General features: G+C 72.5%; 15 protein-coding genes. 5 read left to right on the forward strand and 10 right to left on the reverse strand.

Annotated features, from left to right (window positions below):
• Positions 1-2 precede the first annotated feature (2 nt).
• Genes AC3EU2_RS05255 through AC3EU2_RS05265 form a run of 3 tightly spaced genes read right to left on the reverse strand, consistent with a single transcriptional unit; the run spans position 3 to position 4,062 of the window.
• A complete protein-coding gene (locus AC3EU2_RS05255; protein ID WP_488178666.1) occupies positions 3-1,517 on the reverse strand; it encodes a carboxyl transferase domain-containing protein in 1,515 nt (504 codons plus the stop codon).
• Entirely contained in the window at positions 1,514-2,710 is a 1,197-nt protein-coding gene (locus tag AC3EU2_RS05260) for a CaiB/BaiF CoA transferase family protein (protein ID WP_488179443.1), read from the reverse strand. The genes AC3EU2_RS05255 and AC3EU2_RS05260 overlap by 4 nt, the downstream gene beginning before the upstream one ends.
• Positions 2,701-4,062 carry an SLC13 family permease gene (locus AC3EU2_RS05265; RefSeq protein ID WP_488178667.1) on the reverse strand — a complete coding sequence of 454 codons (1,362 nt, stop codon included), beginning with the start codon at positions 4,060-4,062 and terminating at the stop codon, positions 2,701-2,703. The genes AC3EU2_RS05260 and AC3EU2_RS05265 overlap by 10 nt, the downstream gene beginning before the upstream one ends.
• 107 nt (positions 4,063-4,169) lie before the next feature.
• Here AC3EU2_RS05265 and AC3EU2_RS05270 point away from each other — a divergent pair, with 107 nt between their 5' ends.
• From AC3EU2_RS05270 to AC3EU2_RS05280, 3 genes are all read left to right on the forward strand, one after another.
• Entirely contained in the window at positions 4,170-4,841 is a 672-nt protein-coding gene (locus tag AC3EU2_RS05270) for a FadR/GntR family transcriptional regulator (RefSeq protein WP_488178668.1), read from the forward strand.
• A 4-nt stretch (positions 4,842-4,845) separates the two neighbouring features.
• On the forward strand, positions 4,846-5,640 hold the full coding sequence (locus AC3EU2_RS05275; protein WP_488178669.1) for a sulfite exporter TauE/SafE family protein: 795 nt from the start codon (positions 4,846-4,848) through the stop codon (positions 5,638-5,640).
• Between the two features lie 71 nt (positions 5,641-5,711).
• Positions 5,712-6,557: an SDR family NAD(P)-dependent oxidoreductase gene (locus AC3EU2_RS05280; RefSeq protein ID WP_488178670.1), complete on the forward strand. Its 846-nt coding sequence runs from the start codon at positions 5,712-5,714 to the stop codon at positions 6,555-6,557.
• Positions 6,558-6,584: 27 nt separating this feature from the next.
• Here the strand turns inward: AC3EU2_RS05280 and AC3EU2_RS05285 are convergent, their stop codons facing one another.
• From AC3EU2_RS05285 to AC3EU2_RS05305, 5 genes are all read right to left on the reverse strand, one after another.
• Complete coding sequence (locus AC3EU2_RS05285) at positions 6,585-7,601, reverse strand: hypothetical protein (RefSeq protein WP_488178671.1); 1,017 nt, start codon at positions 7,599-7,601, stop codon at positions 6,585-6,587.
• 156 nt (positions 7,602-7,757) lie between these two features.
• Positions 7,758-8,957, reverse strand: a complete 1,200-nt coding sequence (locus tag AC3EU2_RS05290) for a pyrophosphate--fructose-6-phosphate 1-phosphotransferase (RefSeq protein ID WP_488178672.1) — start codon at positions 8,955-8,957, stop codon at positions 7,758-7,760.
• 118 nt (positions 8,958-9,075) lie between these two features.
• The gene (locus AC3EU2_RS05295; RefSeq protein WP_488178673.1) at positions 9,076-10,128 is read right to left on the reverse strand and encodes a LytR C-terminal domain-containing protein; all 1,053 of its coding nucleotides are present in this window, start codon (positions 10,126-10,128) and stop codon (positions 9,076-9,078) included.
• 126 nt (positions 10,129-10,254) lie between these two features.
• The gene (locus tag AC3EU2_RS05300) at positions 10,255-11,322 is read right to left on the reverse strand and encodes an aspartate-semialdehyde dehydrogenase (RefSeq protein ID WP_488178674.1); all 1,068 of its coding nucleotides are present in this window, start codon (positions 11,320-11,322) and stop codon (positions 10,255-10,257) included.
• A gap of 19 nt (positions 11,323-11,341) precedes the next feature.
• Complete coding sequence (locus AC3EU2_RS05305; RefSeq protein WP_488178675.1) at positions 11,342-12,616, reverse strand: aspartate kinase; 1,275 nt, start codon at positions 12,614-12,616, stop codon at positions 11,342-11,344.
• Positions 12,617-12,724: 108 nt separating this feature from the next.
• On the opposite strand from AC3EU2_RS05305, the gene AC3EU2_RS05310 reads away from it, so the two are divergent.
• Positions 12,725-13,696 (forward strand): ABC transporter ATP-binding protein, encoded by a 972-nt coding sequence (locus tag AC3EU2_RS05310; protein ID WP_488178676.1) that lies wholly within the window; start codon positions 12,725-12,727, stop codon positions 13,694-13,696.
• The gene (locus AC3EU2_RS05315) at positions 13,693-14,838 is read left to right on the forward strand and encodes an ABC transporter permease (protein ID WP_488178677.1); all 1,146 of its coding nucleotides are present in this window, start codon (positions 13,693-13,695) and stop codon (positions 14,836-14,838) included. Before AC3EU2_RS05310 ends, AC3EU2_RS05315 begins: the two co-directional genes overlap by 4 nt.
• A gap of 24 nt (positions 14,839-14,862) precedes the next feature.
• On the opposite strand, the gene AC3EU2_RS05320 is transcribed toward AC3EU2_RS05315, so the two are convergent.
• Both AC3EU2_RS05320 and recR read right to left on the reverse strand, forming a co-directional pair.
• Entirely contained in the window at positions 14,863-15,441 is a 579-nt protein-coding gene (locus tag AC3EU2_RS05320; RefSeq protein ID WP_488178678.1) for a DUF5063 domain-containing protein, read from the reverse strand.
• Positions 15,434-16,033, reverse strand: coding sequence for a recombination mediator RecR (gene recR, locus AC3EU2_RS05325; protein WP_488178679.1), 600 nt, complete (start codon positions 16,031-16,033; stop codon positions 15,434-15,436). Before recR ends, AC3EU2_RS05320 begins: the two co-directional genes overlap by 8 nt.
• Positions 16,034-16,066 lie beyond the last annotated feature (33 nt).

The following is a 16,066-nucleotide window of genomic DNA, read 5'->3' on the forward strand; positions in this document are numbered from 1 at the left end:
GCTCAGGTCGTCGCCGACACCGGGAGCCGTCCGAGGCGGGCGAAGCGCTCGAGCCGCGCCTCGTGGCGAGCCGAGGGCTCGGTCGCCAGCAGGGTCGCGAGCTCGTGCTGGAGGACCGCGCCGAGGCGCAGGCAGAACGCCTCGGCCTCGACGGCGGCGTCCGGGAGCTCGGGGACGATGCGGTCGACGAGGCCGTGGGCGAGCAGGTCGAGCGACCGGACTCCTTGGGCCTGCGCCATCTCCGCCGCGTGGTCGGTGTCGCGGTGGACGATCGCGGACGCGCCCTCGGGTGGCAGCGGGGAGAGCCAGCCGTGCTGGGCGGCCACGGTGCGGTCGGCGGGCACGAGGGCCAGCGCTCCCCCACCGGTCCCTTGGCCGAGCAGCACTGACAGGGTCGGCGCCTCGAGGTCGACGAGCTCGGCGAGGCACCGGGCGATCTCGCCGGCCATGCCTCCCTCCTCGGCCTCGCGCGACAGGGCCGCGCCGGGGGTGTCGATGACCGTGACGAGCGGCAGCCGCAGCTCGCGCGCCAGGCGCATCCCCCGCCGCGCCTCACGCAGCGCGGCGGGCCCCATCGGCCGGTGGGCGGTCTGGCCACGACGGTCCTGCCCGAGGACGACGCACGGCACCTCGCCGAAGCGGGCGAGCGCGAGCAGCAGGCCGGGGTCGGACTCCCCCGCCCCGGTTCCGTTGAGCGGCACCACGTTCCGTGCGGCGTACCGAAGCAGGCGGCGTATGCCGGGCCGTTCCTTGCGCCGTGAGGTCGTCACCGACTCCCACGCCGGGACGTCCCGGACGAGGTCGTCGAGGCCGGCCGGGAGCGGCGGGACGGCCGGGGTCCGCGACGCGGAGAGCACGGTGAGGGCACGGTCGAGGACGTCGGCGACCCGTTCGGGCTCGAGCACCGCGTCGACGATGCCGTGGGCGAAGAGGTTCTCGGCGAGCTGGACCCCCTCCGGGAAGGGCTTGCCGTACAACGCCTCGTAGACGCGCGGTCCGAGGAAGCCGATGAGGGCGCCGGGCTCCGCGACGGTGACGTGGCCGAGCGACCCCCAGGACGCGAGCACGCCGCCGGTGGTGGGGTTGCGGAGGTAGACGAGGTAGGGCAGTCCTGCGGCCTTGTGAGCGGTGACGGCCGACGTGATCCGCACCATCTGGAGGAAGGCGACCGTGCCCTCCTGCATCCGGGTCCCGCCGCTGACCGGCGCCGCGAGGAGCGGCAGCCCCTGCGCCGTGGCCCGGCGGACGGCAGCTGTGAGGCGGTCGGCCGTGGCGACACCGATGCTGCCCGCGAGGAACGAGAACTCGCCGGTGACGACGGCGACCCGGCGTCCGCGCAGCAGCCCCTCACCGGTGACGATGGCCTCGTCGAGCCCCGACTTGGCGCGGGCACCCGCGAGCGCCGCGGCATACTCCGCATCGGGTTCGACGTCGACCGGCGCCTCGTCCCACGACTGGTAGGAACCGGTGTCGAGGACGAGGGCGAGGAGGTCGTGGGCGGACAGGCGGCGCGTCACGACCGGTCCAGCCACGCGAGGACGGACTCACGGTCGGCGTCGAGGAGCGGCGGGGCGGAGTGTGACGTCATCGTCGTCTCCGCGCCGGCCCCGTCGAAGAAGCGCAGGGGTGGGCCGGGCAGGGTGACCGGTCCGAGCGAGGCGTGGTCGACCTCGACGAGCAGCCCCTGCGAGCGCACCTGGTCCCACGCGTAGACCTCGTCGAGGGTGCGGACCTTGCCGGCAGGAATGCCTGCGGCAGAGAGCTTCTCGAGGAGGTCGACGCTGTCGAACGGCGCGAACGCCCGCTCCACGAGCTTGATCACCGCCTCGCGGTTGCCGGCCCGCTCGGGGTTGGTCGCCATGCCCGGCCTCTGCGCGTCGAGGTCGAAGGCGTCGCAGAAGCGGCGCCACAGCCCCTCGCTGCCGACGGCGATCTGGACGGCGCCGTCGCGGCACCGGAACAGGCCGTACGGGGAGATCGACGGGTGGTGGTTGCCCTGCGCCCGCCCGGTCTCGCCGGCGACGGTCTGGCGGGTGCCCTGGAACGCGTGGATGCCGACGACACCCGCGAGCAGCGAGGTCCGCACGACCTGACCGCGACCCGTGCGCTCCCGCTCGAGCAGCGCGGCGAGGACGCCGTAGCCTCCCCACATCCCCGCGAGGAGGTCGGCGATGGGGACGCCGACCCGCTGGGGGTCGTCGGGACCGGAGCCGGTGACCGACATGAGCCCGGCCTCGCCCTGCGCGATCTGGTCGTAGCCGGCGCGGCCCCCCTCGGGGCCGTCGTGGCCGAAGCCGGTGATGCTGAGCACGACGAGCCGCGGGTTGAGCTCGAGAAGGCGCTCCGCCGAGAACCCGAGCCGGTCGAGGACCCCGGTGCGGAAGTTCTCGACGAGGACGTCCGCGCGCTCGACGAGGGCGGTGAGCACCTCGCGACCCTCGTCGGACTTGAGGTCGAGGGCGATCGACTCCTTGTTGCGGTTGCACGACAGGAAGTAGGTCGACACGCCGTCGGCGGGGGTGGCCGGCCGTTTGTCGCGGTCGACGAACGGCGGTCCCCATCCCCGGGTGTCGTCGCCGTGGCCGGGTGACTCGACCTTGATGACGCGGGCACCGAGGTCCCCGAGCATCATCCCGGCGTGGGGTCCGGCGAGCGCGCGGCTGAGGTCGACGACGAGGGTGCCGCTGAGCGGCCCGCCGCTCACAGCCAGCCCGGGGCGACGAGCAGGCCCCAGGTCACGAGCGGCGCCACGACCACCAGGCTCATGCCCCATCGCATCAGTTGGCGGAACACGAGGTCGCGCTCCTTGGGCTCGGCGTTGGCGACGCAGAGGGCGCCGTTTGTCGAGAACGGGCTGATGTCGACGACCGAGGAGGAGATGGCAAGGGCGATGACGACACCGACCGCACCGATCTGCCCGGTGAGGAGGAACGGCACCGCGAGCGGGATGAGCGCACCGAGGATGCCCGTCGTCGACGCGAAGGCCGAGACGACCGCCCCGATGAGGCAGATGAGCAGCGCCGCGAGAAGCGGCGCGCCGACACCGGCGACCTGCTCGCCCAGCCAGTCGACGGTGCCCTGGTCCTGCAGGAGGGTGACGTAGGTGACGATCCCACCGACGAGGAGAACGGTGCCCCAGGCGATCTTGTCGACGGCGCCCTTGGCCGAGTCCGGGTAGATGAGGGTGAGGACGACTGCGACGCCGAGGGCGGTGAAGCCGACGTCGAACTTGAGCAGCAGGGCCGAGACCGCGAGGAACGTGAGGCCGACGAGCGTGAGGATGCGCTCGGTGTTGAGCCGGGTGTCGTCGTCCTCGACCGGCTCGGGCTCGATGCCACCGGCGCGCGCCCGGTCGACGGCCGCCTCGCCGGTCCCCGTCACGGCGGACCGGGTGGCGGTGCGGCTGGCGGCCATGGCGGTCTCGTTGATCTCGCTGTCGGCCTCGGCGTCGCGCCCACGGCTGACCAGCTCACGACCGCCGAAGAGGACGAAGGCGAGCGCGGTGATGACGAAGCACGAGAGGACCGAGAGCGCGAAGAGCAGGCCCGGGTTTCCGGGAAGGTCGTTGTCGTCGACGACCCCGTTGGTGATGGCACCGAAGATCCCGATCGGCGAGAACGAGCCACCGGTCGCGCCGAGCGTGATGGCCATGCCCATGAGGACCGGGCTGATCCGGTAGCGGGCGGCGAAGCCCATGCCCACGGGAGCGACGATCGCGACCGTCGCGGGGGTGGCGGCGCCGATGCCGGCGATGACGGCACAGATGCCGAACATCGCCCAGGGCACGAGCGCCACGCGGCCGCGGACGGCCCGCACGCTCGCATGGACCATCCAGTCGACCGTGCCGTTGTTCTTGGCGAGGGCGAAGAGGTAGGTGACCCCGACGAGGATGACGAAGAGGGTGGCCGGGAATCCGCCGACGACCTCGGCGGGGCCGACGTCGAAGACGGTGACGCCCACGACGGCCGCGGCGACGAGCGCGAGGGCGCCCATGTTGATCGACCGCACCGTGGCGACGAGGAAGACGAGGACGAGGACCCCGAGGGCGATGACGTCGTTCATGTGAGCTCCTTTGCTCATCGAGGCCGGGCGCCCCGGTGGTTCAGTGGCCTAGCCTCTTGGCCAACAGGCCATCTTGTCAATAGATTGGGGTCCATGACCCGAGACACGTGCCGGTCGGACCCGCGGTGAGCAGCGCGGCCCCGATGGGGCCGAGCGACGGCAGTGGAGACGGCGGCACGGGCGCCGGCGGCCCACGGAAGCTGTTGCGTCCGCGTCTCTACGAGCAGCTGGCCGACCACATCGCCGACTTCATCGAGGCTCAGGGTCTCGCACCCGGTGATCGTCTGCCTCCTGAGCGGCGCCTCGCGAAGGACCTCGGCGTGAGCCGGGCGACCCTGAGCCGCGCCCTCGTCGCGCTCGAGGTCCGGGGCCGGCTCGAGGTCCGCCACGGGGACGGCGCGGTCGTGCGCGACCCGCAGGCCCGTGTGAGCCTCCCCCCGCTCGACGACGTCCCGCTGCACGAGCTGCTCGCGACCCGGCTCGCGACGATGACCGAGCTCGCGATCGAGGCAGCCCTCCACCCGGACGGGGCGCTCCGCTCGGCCCTCTTGGCCGACGACGGCAGCCACCGGGAGCTCGACGAGGTGTGGGAGTGTGTCCTGCGGCTCACCGACACCGAGTCGCTCCTCGCCCGGGTCGACGCCGCGCTCGCCGAGCGGGCGCGCCAGCTCGGTGAGCCGCGAGTGCACCCGTCGCACGTGCGCGGCCTGGCCGAGGCCGTCCGGCGCGGCCGGCCCGACGAGGTGCCGGGAGCGGTCCGCGCCGTCCTGGTCGCCTGACCGCGTGGATCCCTCGCAGGGCCTCCTCGTCCTCGCGGCGGGGTTCGTGGCCGGCGTCCTCACCTCCACCGTCGGCGTCGCCTCCCTCGTGAGCTTCCCGGTGCTTCTCGCGGTGGGCCTGCCCCCGGTCGTCGCGAACACCTCGAACACGATCGGCATGGCGCCGGCCGGGGTGAGCGGGTCGTTCGGCTACCGTCGCGAGCTGCGCGAGCACCCGTCGGTGACCCGCGTCGTCCTCGTGACGTCGGCGCTCGGTGCGGTGGTGGGGTCAGCGCTGCTCCTCGGCCTTCCCAGCGCGGTCTTCGAGGTGGTCGTCCCGTGGCTCATCCTCGGCACCTGCCTCCTCGTCGGCATCCAGCCCCGGCTCAAGGAGTGGGCCCGCTCACGCCAGCTGCGCGCCGACCTTGCCGACGGTGCCGACCGTGCCGACGGTGCCGACGACCCGGCGGCCGTCCCGCCGCTCACGCGGGTCATGGCGACCGTCACCGGCGTCTACGGCGGGTACTTCGGGGCCGGGTCCGGCGTGATGATGCTCGCCGTCCTCGGCCTCGGCACGTCGCTGGAGTTCCGGATCCTCAACGCGCTCAAGACCTTCGCCGTCATGGTGGCCAACCTCGTCGCGACGCTCGTCTTCGTCGCCATCGCCCCCGTCGACTGGTCGGCGGTGCTCGCGCTCGCGGCCGGGTCGGTCGTCGGCGGCTACGCAGGCTCGCACCTCGGTCGCCGCCTCCCCGAGTCCGTGCTGCGGGGCCTCGTCGTCGTCGCCGGCGTCGCGGCGGCCGTCCACCTCTGGACGTGACATCGTGGCGGGGCCGTCCCCGTCACCCGTCACCCGTCACCCGTCACCCGTCACCCGTCACCAGGAGCACCGTGAACCCCGACACCCCCTCGCGCACGATCGTCATCACCGGCGCCAGCGACGGCATCGGCGCAGCTGCCGCTCGCACCCTCAGCGCTGCCGGGCACCAGGTGGTCATCGTCGGCAGGTCGCCCGAGAAGACCGCCGCGGTGGCCGGGGACCTCGGGGTGCCGTTCCACGTCGCCGACTACGCCGACCTCGCCCAGGTGCGACGGCTCGCCGACGAGCTGCAGCAGGCGTACCCGCGCATCGACGTGCTGGCCAACAACGCCGGAGGGATCATGGGCGGGCGGGCCACCACGCGCGACGGGTTCGAGAAGACGTTCCAGGTGAACCACCTCGCGGGCTTCCTCCTCACCGAGCTGCTCATGCCGACGCTGAGGGCCAGCCGGGCGACGGTCATCCAGACCGCCAGTGCCGCGGCGAGGCACTTCAGCCGCTTCGACATCGACGACCTGCAGAACGAGAGGGCCTACTCGCCACAGAAGGCGTACGGCAACGGCAAGCTCGCGAACATCCTCTTCACCCGCGAGCTGCACCGCCGCCACGGCGCGGATGGCATCTCGGCCGTCGCCTTCCACCCGGGCGTCGTCGCGACGAACTTCGCCAGCGAGACCACCCACCTCATGCGGCTGCTCTACCACACGCCCGTCCTCAACAGGCTGGTCATGACCTCGCCCGACAAGGGCGCGTCCCAGCTCGTCTGGCTGGCCCGGTCGACCCCCGGAACCGACTGGGAACCCGGCGCCTACTACGAGAAGCAGCAGGTCAGTCGATCCTCCCCGGAGGCCCACGACGACACCCTCGCCGAGGCGCTGTGGGAGTCCTCGGAGGGCATGACCCGGCAGTCCGCCTGAGTCGCCCCGGCGAGGGTGGCTCTCGGTTCACGGCCGGGGCGCAGGCGTCACGCCTGCGCCCCCGGCCGGAGTCTGTGGTGGGCCGGCCGGGGCCGGGGTGACAGAAGCGTCCTCGGGCAGGCCGTCGGCCCAGAAGTCGAAGGTCTGGGTCACCCAGAACGTCGCGAACGACAGCAGCAGGACGACCTCGACCCACAGCACCCACTCGTCCGGCGTGCCGCCCCAGCCGAGCTGGTCCATGACGGCGAGGACGATGGCGACCGCGAAGGTCACGGCCATGACGCCGGCGACGGCGCCGTAGACCGCGGTGTAGGTCTTCGCCCCCGTCGCGTTCGCCACGTCGTCCCGGCGGGTTCGCGCCTTGCGGGCGTTGACGTAGGCCACGCCGGTGACGAGGGCGAACAGCGGAACCGCCGCGCCGAAGTGGGCGACGTCGAGGAACGAGTCGCGCGCGAGCCCGAACCAGGCGACGAACGCGACGAACAGGCCTGCGGCGAGCGCCAGTCCGATCTTCGTGGCACGGGACGACTCGCGGCGCCTGAGCACGACGTAGGCGCCGAGCGCGACCCCGGCGACGCCGAGCGCGATGAGGCTCTTGATGTTGTTGACGACCGCGGGGACGAACTCCGGCGGGACCGAGCAGCGTCCGTCGGGGTCGCACGGCGCACCGCCCGGACCGCGAGGGGTGGGGACGAAGGCGACGACCGGCGCCAGCATCCCGGCGATGTTGAGGGCGGTGTCCTCGAAGCCGCGGCGCCCGACGATCGCAACGAGGCTGATGCCGATGGCGACGAGCGCCCCGACGAAGACGCTGCGCGCGGGCGTGTAGTAGTAGGCGCTGATCGAGCCGAGCCGCCGGTTCGCCGCCTCACCGGTGAGCCGCTCGAGCCACACCGCGAGGAGGAGCAGCAGCACCAGCCCGACGAGGCTGAGGCGCAGGTAGCGGTAGGTGCGCACGGCGGCGCTGGCGCGCACGCTCGGGCTCGTGATCGTCTGGGCGGCGGGTGCGGACGGCGCCCCTGCCGCGCCGGTCGTCTCGGACATGACGGTCTCCCTTCGTGACGTGGTCACCGTAGAGGAGGCGCCAGACCCCGCGCAGATACATCCCCCCGCCCCACGTGCTTGCGTCTGCGTGGCTGGTGAGGTTTCTGACCATCCACGCAGACGCAAGCACCCGGGGTGGGGGGCGGGTGGGGCGGGTCAGGCCTGGCCGATGGAGGCGCGGAGCTCGCCGAACCAGGGCACCGAGACGTCGAACTTCTTGCCACCGGCGATGCGGGGGAACTCGATGGTCCGCAGCTCGTCGCCGCGCTCCTCGTCCTCGCCCACCACCCCGGACTCGCCGCGCAGGGCCGCGTCGACGGCGTGGTCGGTGCAGCGCCGGATGAGCTCGAGGTCCTCGGGCCCGGCCGCGGCCGAGCGGGAGAAGTAGCCCGACTTCTGCACCATGACCTTCTCGGCACCGAGGCGTTCGGCGAACTGCTTGCCGAACCACGCCCCCGGGTTGACCTTGTCGAGCTGCACGTGGCCGAACGGGTCGACCGGGACGTCGAGACCGGCTGCCTCGAGCTCGGCGACGACCTCACCGACGCCGGCGCCCTCGGACAGGAAGATGTTGACGCAGCCGATCTCGTCCATGACGGCCTTGAGCCGGGCACTCTCCCCCGCCAGGTCGATCGGCGCCTCGGGCACGAAGACGGCGTGGACGTCCCAGCGGCGCGCGTCGAGCCCGATGCCCGGCAGCCACTCCTGCCCGGCCACCCAGGCGTGGTGGCGCCGCGCGGTCTCGGCCGTGAGCCAGCCGCAGTGGCGTCCCATGACCTCGTGGATGACGAGCATCCGCGGGTTCGAGGAGTGCTCGGCGAGCACGTTGCGCGCGAAGATCGCCGCCTGCTCCGCCGCGGTCCACGCGCCGAGGGACTGCTTGATCGGCACGACGTCGTTGTCGATCGTCTTGGGCAGGCCGACGACCGTCAGCGGGTAGTCGTTCTCGGCGAGGTATGCCGCGAGGTCGGCCGCCGTGGTGTTCGTGTCGTCCCCGCCGATGGTGTGCAGGACGTCGACACCGTCCGCGGTGAGCTGCTCGGCCGCGACGTGCAGCGGGTCCTGGCCCTCCCTGACGAGCCCGCGCCTGACGCAGTCGGCGACGTTGGTGAGCTTCACCCGGCTGTTGCCGATCGGCGAGCCGCCGAACCGGTGCAGCAGGGCCGCGCCCTCCCGCACCTCGGGGGTCACCTCGACCGAGCGGCCGGTGAGCAGGCCGGCATACCCGTTCTGGTAGGCGATGATCCGGGCGTCGGGCGCGATCTCGGTGTAGCGCTCGATGAGCCCGCCGACGGCGGACGAGAGGCACGGAGCGAGGCCGCCGGCGGTGAGCAGGGCAACGGTCTGGACGGGCATGGACGACAGCTCCTCGAGCGAGGGGAACGGGCAGCAGCCAGTCTGTCAGTGTGGCCGCGGCCACGGTCATCGGCTGCCCGCCCCTCGGACGCCTCCGGACGCCCCACGGCGCCCGAGGTCACTCGCAGGGACGCGACACGGTGGGTGGCGGGTCCTTGCGGACGGGTGCGGGTCGCGGCATCTCGGCGAGCGGCGTGACCTGCTCGAACTTGTTGCCGAGGACGACGTCGACGGTGAGGTTGTCCCTCGGGACCTCGCTCAGCGTGGCGCCGGGGATGTGCTTGGCGACGAGCGCGGCGGCAAGGTCGGCGTCGGGGCCGTGGCGGATCACGGCCACCTCGCCGGGCAGGAACGATCCGTCGGGGTCGTTGCCCTGCTTGCCGGGGGTGAAGCCGCGCTTCGTCAGCTCGGTGAGCGTCGTCTTCGCCAGGCCCGAGCGCCACGTCGTGTTGTAGACGTTGACGCTGAACTCCTTGAGCGACGGGGGCTTCGGCGGCGGGGCCGGAAGCATCTTCGTGAAGTCCGCGCCGAGGACGAACGAGATGGAGGTCCCGGAACGCCCGTCGTTCTCGAGCTCGGCGCCGGCGACGGTCTGCGCGGCGAGGAGGGCGTGGTCGAGACCCGCGGTGCCGTGGTAGATCCGGACCGGGGCCTTGACGTAGAGCGTGCGCGGCGCGGTCGAGGCGTCGGTGACCGTGAAGCCGCGACGGGTCAGGTCACGGGCGACGACGTGCGCGGCGCCGTTCTGGCCGGAGGTGTTCATGACCCGGATCCTGAAGGAGGCCGGGGCGGGGGCAAGCACGACGACGGGCTCGCAGGCGGCCGCCGTCGACGTGTTCGACATGAGACCCGTGCCGTATGCCGTCGCGATGCTGGCGGTGCCCAGCAGCACGGCCGGGATGGTGACGAAGGCGGCGAGGTGGCGGAACTGGTAGCGGCGCCACAGCTGGTCGTCGCTGAGCTCCTCCTGGTTCCGCGCCCGGACGAGGAACTCCTGGTGCACGGTGTCGCGGGTCAGGCCGAGCCCTCGACGGCCGAGGTCGCGGGCGGCGACCGCGGCGCGCACGGGCAGGGCCCGGCGGCGGGTCCGATCCTCGCTCACGACGTGGCCCTCCATGAGGTCGTCGACCCCACCCTCGGGTCGCTCCGACCCCTGCATGCGTCCGAACACCGTTCCTCCTCACCCAGGTCGACGACGGTGGCTCTGAGCCGAATTGCACCACGAGTCACACAAGCCACACGCGCAACACGCGCATTCCGTCATCGAACCGAGACCGCACGGGTCGTCGGGGGCCGGTCACAGGGTGTCGGCGACGAGCTCGGCGGTCTGGAGCATGTTGAGCGCGGCGCCCTTGCGCAGGTTGTCGCCGCACACGAAGAGGTCGATCGTGCGCGGGAAGTCGATGGCCTGGCGCATCCGTCCGACGAAGCGCGGGTCGGCACCGACGATGTCGACGGGAGTCGGGAAGTCGCCGTGCTCGGGGTCGTCCATGACGACGACCCCCGGTGCCTCGACGAGCGCCTGGCGGGCGCGGTCCACGGGGATCGAGCGGGCGAACGTGGCGTGCACGGACACCGAGTGCGTCGAGACGACGGGGACGCGGACGCAGGTCGCGGACACCCTGAGGTCGGGCAGACCGAGGATCTTGCGCGTCTCGTGGCGGATCTTGGACTCCTCGGAGCTCCACCCGTCACCCACGTGGGTTCCGGCGAAGGGCAGGACGTTGAGCGCGAGCGGTCCACCGAAGAGGCTCGGCCCGAGCTCGTGCTCGATGGCGCGCCGCACGTCACCGGGCCTCATGCCGAGGTGGCGCTTGCCCCCGACCACCGCGATCTCGTCGTGCAGCCTGGCCATCCCCGCCCGGCCCATGCCGGACGCCGCCTGGAAGCTCGTGACGACGAGCTCGGTGAGCTCCCACTGCGCGTGGAGGACGGCGAGCACGTCGATCATCGTCATGACCGTGGCCCCGGGGCTCGCGATGATGCCCTTGGGGCGGTCGCTCACCGCCTCCGGGTTGATCTCCGGAACGACGAGCGGCACGAGCGGGTCCCGGCGGAACGTCGGGCTGTTGTCGACGACCACGGCGCCGCGCTCGACCGCGACACCGGCCCAGCCGGCCGAGATCTCCGGCGGGATGTCGACGACGGCGACGTCGACCCCGTCGAAGAACTCCGGGGTCAGGGCCTCGATGGTGAGCTCCTCGTCGGCCACCCGGTACACGGAGCCGACGTCCTCGGCTCCGGCCGCGAGGCGCACCTGCCCCCAGCGGTGGCGGCTGACGGGCAGGACGTCGCGCATGACGGTGCCGACGGCACCGGTCGCCCCGACGATGGCGAGGGTGGGTCCGAGCGTGGAGACGGTCATCCGAGCCAGCCCCGGCCCCTCAGCGGCCCGTGCCGGCGTGGACGACGGCCTCGCCGTCCTCCGAGTCCAGACCGAAGGCGGTGTGCACCGCCCGGACGGCCTCGTCGAGCAGCTCGCTGCGGGTGACGACGGAGATGCGGATCTCGGACGTCGAGATCATCTCGATGTTGACGCCGGCGTCGGCGAGCGCCCGGAAGAAGGTCGCGGAGACGCCGGGGTTCGAGCGCATGCCCGCGCCGACGAGGGAGAGCTTGCCGATCTGGTCGTCGTACTGGAGCCCGGCGAAGCCGACCTGCGCCTGGATCGCCTGCAGCGCCTGCATCCCGCGCTGCCCGTCGGTCTTGGGCAGGGTGAAGGAGATGTCGGTCAGGCCGGTCTCGGTGGCGGAGACGTTCTGGACGATCATGTCGATGTTGATCTCGGCGACGGCGACGGCATGGAAGATCTGCGCGGCCTTGCCCGTCTGGTCGGGCACACCGACGACGGTGATCTTGGCCTCGCTGAGGTCGTGAGCGACTCCGGCGATGATCGGGGCTTCCACGGCTTCTCCTTCGGGACCGGGGTGGTCCGAGACGATCGTGCCCTCCTTCGGCGTGAAGGAGGACCGGACATGGATGGGGATGTCGTAGCGGCGCGCGTACTCGACGCTGCGCAGGTGCAGGACCTTGGAGCCGCTCGCGGCGAGCTCGAGCATCTCCTCGGCGGAGATGCGGGACAGCTTGCGGGCGGCCGGCACGATGCGAGGGTCGGCGGTGAAGACGCCGTCGACGTCGGTGTAGATCTCGCAGACCTCGGCGCCGAGCGCGGCGGCCAGGGCGACGGCGGTGGTGTCGGTGCCGCCGCGACCCAGGGTGGTGATCTCCTTGGTCGTCTGGCTCACGCCCTGGAACCCGGCGACGATGACGACGTGCCCGTCGTCGAGGGCGCCGGTGATCCGGCCGGGGGTGACGTCGATGATCTTGGCCCGCCCGTGGACGCCGTCGGTGATGACGCCGGCCTGGCTGCCCGTGAACGAACGCGCGGTCAGCCCCAGGTCGTGGATGGCCATCGCGACGAGCGCCATGCTGATCCGCTCACCCGCGGTGAGGAGCATGTCGAGCTCACGCGGCGGCGGGAGCGGGCTGACGCCCTGGGCCAGGTCGAGGAGCTCGTCGGTGGTGTCCCCCATCGCCGACACGGCGACGACGACGTCGTTGCCGCCCTTGCGGGTCTCGGCGATCCGGCGCGCCACCCGCTTGATGCTCTCGGCATCGGCGAGCGAGGAGCCGCCGTACTTCTGGACGACGATCGGCACGAGGACTCCCATGCGGTGGGTCGCGAGCAGGTGGACGGCGCCGAGTCTAACGAGCGACCCGCACCCGAACCCACGCCCGTATGCCGGTCGGGGCCCTACATTCACGTCATGAGCTCCGATGACGCGGGTGTGCACCCCGGCGAAGGACCCGCGGGCGGACCCGCCGCCGGTGCGGCAGGCATCGTCGTCAGCGGGGTGCGGCGGGCCTTCGGCGACGTCGTCGCCGTCGACGACATCTCCCTGTTCGCCCGGCCAGGTGAGGTCACGGCCCTCATCGGACCCAACGGTGCCGGCAAGACGACGCTCATGCTCATGCTCGCCACCCTGCTCGTCCCGGACGGGGGGACGATCACCATCGACGGCATCGACCCGGTCACCGACCCGCGAGCGGTCCGGCGCCGGATCGGCTGGATGCCCGACGGCTTCGGGACCTGGGACGCGCTCACGGTGCGCGAGGTGCTGCACACGATCGGCGCGGCATACGACCTCCCCGCGGCGCAGGCGAGGGCGCGCACCGAGGAGGTGCTGGCGCAGGTCCACCTCGGCGACCTCGCGGACCGGCGTGCCCGGGTCCTCTCGCGCGGACAGAAGCAGCGGCTCGGGATGGCCCGGGCGCTCCTGCACCGGCCCACGACGCTCATCCTCGACGAGCCGGCGTCCGGCCTCGACCCGCGCAGCCGGATCGAGCTGCGGGACCTGCTGCGCTCGCTCGCGGCCGCGGGGACGACGGTGCTCGTCTCCAGCCACATCCTCACCGAGCTCCAGGAGATGGCCGACCGGGCCGTCATCGTCGCCGGCGGCCGCACCATCGAGACGCAGGCCGTCGACGGCGCGCCCCGCGCCCTGCGCACGTGGCGGATCACCGCCCAGGACCGGACGCGGCTCGTCGAGGCGCTCGACGCGGCCGCAGTGGCGTGGCGGGCGGCCGGGACGACGGTCGACGTCGACCTCGCCGGTGACGACGAGGCCGCCGAGCTGCTCGCCGGGCTCGCCGGGAGCGGCGCCCGGGTCACGGCATACGCACCCGTGCACGGGGCGATGGAAGCCGCCTACCTCGCCGCGACGGAGGAACGACGATGAGCCGGAAGCGCTTGTGGACGGTCGCCCGGCTCGAGCTCGTCCAGCGGGTCCGGACCTCGCGGTGGCCGGTCGTGCTCGGGGCCTGGGTCGTCGTCATCGGCCTCGTGACGTTCGCCGCGTGGTGGGCGGTGCGCACCACCGACGTCGCGTCCGGTCCCTCGCTCTACGACGTGACGACGTTCTTCGTCCTCATGCTCGGGATGCTCATCGTGCCGAGCCTCACCGCGACCACCGTCAACGGTGACCGCGAGCACGGCGTCCTCGCGACGATGCAGACGACGCTGGTGACCTCGTGGGAGCTCGTGCTCGGCAAGCTCCTCGCGTCCTGGCTCGTCGCGATGTGCTTCCTCGCGACCGCGCTGCCCTTCCTCGCGTGGGCCTGGGCCGCTGGAGGCATCGGGTTCGGGCGGATCCTGCTCTCGCTGCTCGTCCTCACGGTCGTGCTCGCGGTCGTCGCGGCGGTGGGGCTGATGTTCTCGAGCCTCACGGCGCGACCGGTGGCCTCGGCCGTCCTGACCTACCTCAGCCTCGCGACGCTGGTCGTCGGGACGCTCATCGCCTTCCTCCTCGCCGCGGTGATCATGACCGAGGAGGTCACGGTGACCGTGCGCGGCGTGCCGGACAGCTACTGGAACTCGGAGGTCACGCCGCCGCTCGACGAGCCCCAGCCGGGCCTGCCGAGCGAGGGGTTCATCCCCGAGCCCACCGAGGACGACTGCACGACCTTCACCCGGCGGCAGTCCGTCGCGCACACCGAGCGGCTGTGGCCCCTGCTCGCCCTCAACCCGTTCGTCGTCGTCGCCGACGCCGCGCCGTCCCGGACCAGCGAGAGCAGCACCTTCGGTGGCGGCTTCACGCCGATGCGCTGGATCAGCGACGGCAGCCGCGACGCCCGCCACGGCGCCGGCGACCTCGACGCGGTGGTCGACGAGTGCGGCGACGTCATCGCGCGCACCGAGGCGGAGGCCGAGGACACGCAGCGGCAGCGTGACGTGGCGGACCGGGAGCGGCGGGACGAGAACGCCGTCTGGCCGTGGGGGCTCGGCTTCCTCGTCGCCCTGGGCGTGGGCTCGGTCCTCGTCGCCGAGCGCCGGGTGCGGACGCCGGTGCGGCGGCTGCCGAGCGGCACCCGCATCGCCTGACCGGCCGCCCGCCCTCCTCAGGGGTCAGGGGTGGAGCGCGTCGAACTCGGCCTCGGCGACGGCGTCCGCGTCGGCGTCGAGCCGGATGTGCGCCAGCAGCGCCTGGATGACGCGCAGCGCGCTCGCCGCGCGCTCGCCCCAGTCGGAGAGGTAGCTGAACTGCCACCACCACAGCGCCTCGAGCACCCGGCCCTCCTCATGGTGGCGCAGGCCGTGGGCAAGCGCCGACGCGACGACGGTGAGGTCGTTGGCGAGCGAGCCCCTCGTGAGCTCGGGGTCGGTCACGGGGTCGACGACGTCGGCGTAGTCGTCGAGGCCCTCGAAGAGGTTGGTGAGGCTCTCGCGCAACGGGTCCAGCTCGACGTCCGGCCCGGGGTCCACCTCGTAGCGGTCCTCCGGGACGACGTCCTCGATCGCACCGAGCCGGGCTCCCATGACGAGGACCTGCGAGAGCGCCAGCAGGCTGAGCGGCAGGGCCGCGGAAGGGTTGGCGCCGGACGCGATGTCGGTGACCGTCGCGAGGTAGGTGCGCGACTCGTCGGCCGAGTCGTCCGCGAGCGCGCGCAGGTCCGAGAGCCGGTCGGCGGTCTCCTGGTCAGGCATCGAGCAGCCTCCTCCCCTCGAACGCGCGGCCGAGCGTGACCTCGTCGGCGTACTCGAGGTCGCCGCCGACGGGCAGGCCCGACGCGAGCCGGGTGACGCGGATGTTCATGCCCTTGAGGAAGCGGGCGAGGTAGCTCGCGGTCGCCTCGCCCTCGAGGTTGGGGTCGGTCGCGATGATGACCTCGGTCACCTCGCTGCTCGCGAGCCGGGCCATGAGCTCACGGAAGGTGAGGTCGTCCGGTCCGATGCCGTCGATGGGGCTGATCGCGCCGCCGAGCACGTGGTAGCGCCCGCGGAACTCCCGGGTGCGCTCGATGGCGACGACGTCCTTGGGCTCCTCGACGACGCAGATGCTGCTGAGGTCGCGGCGGCTGTCGGCACAGATGCGGCACAGCTCGGACTCGGCGATGTTGAAGCAGATCGTGCAGAAGCGGACCTTGACCTTGACCTGGGTGAGCGCGTCGGTGAGGCGCTGCACGTCCACGGCGTCGGACTGGAGCAGGTGGAAGGCGATGCGCTGGGCGCTCTTGGGACCGACGCCCGGGAGTCGGCCGAGTTCGTCGATGAGGTCCTGCACTGCGCCTTCGTACACACCCCGAGCCTAGGCCACCGGAGGGATGGTGGC

This window comes from Knoellia sp. B-D-2, assembly GCF_057714695.1.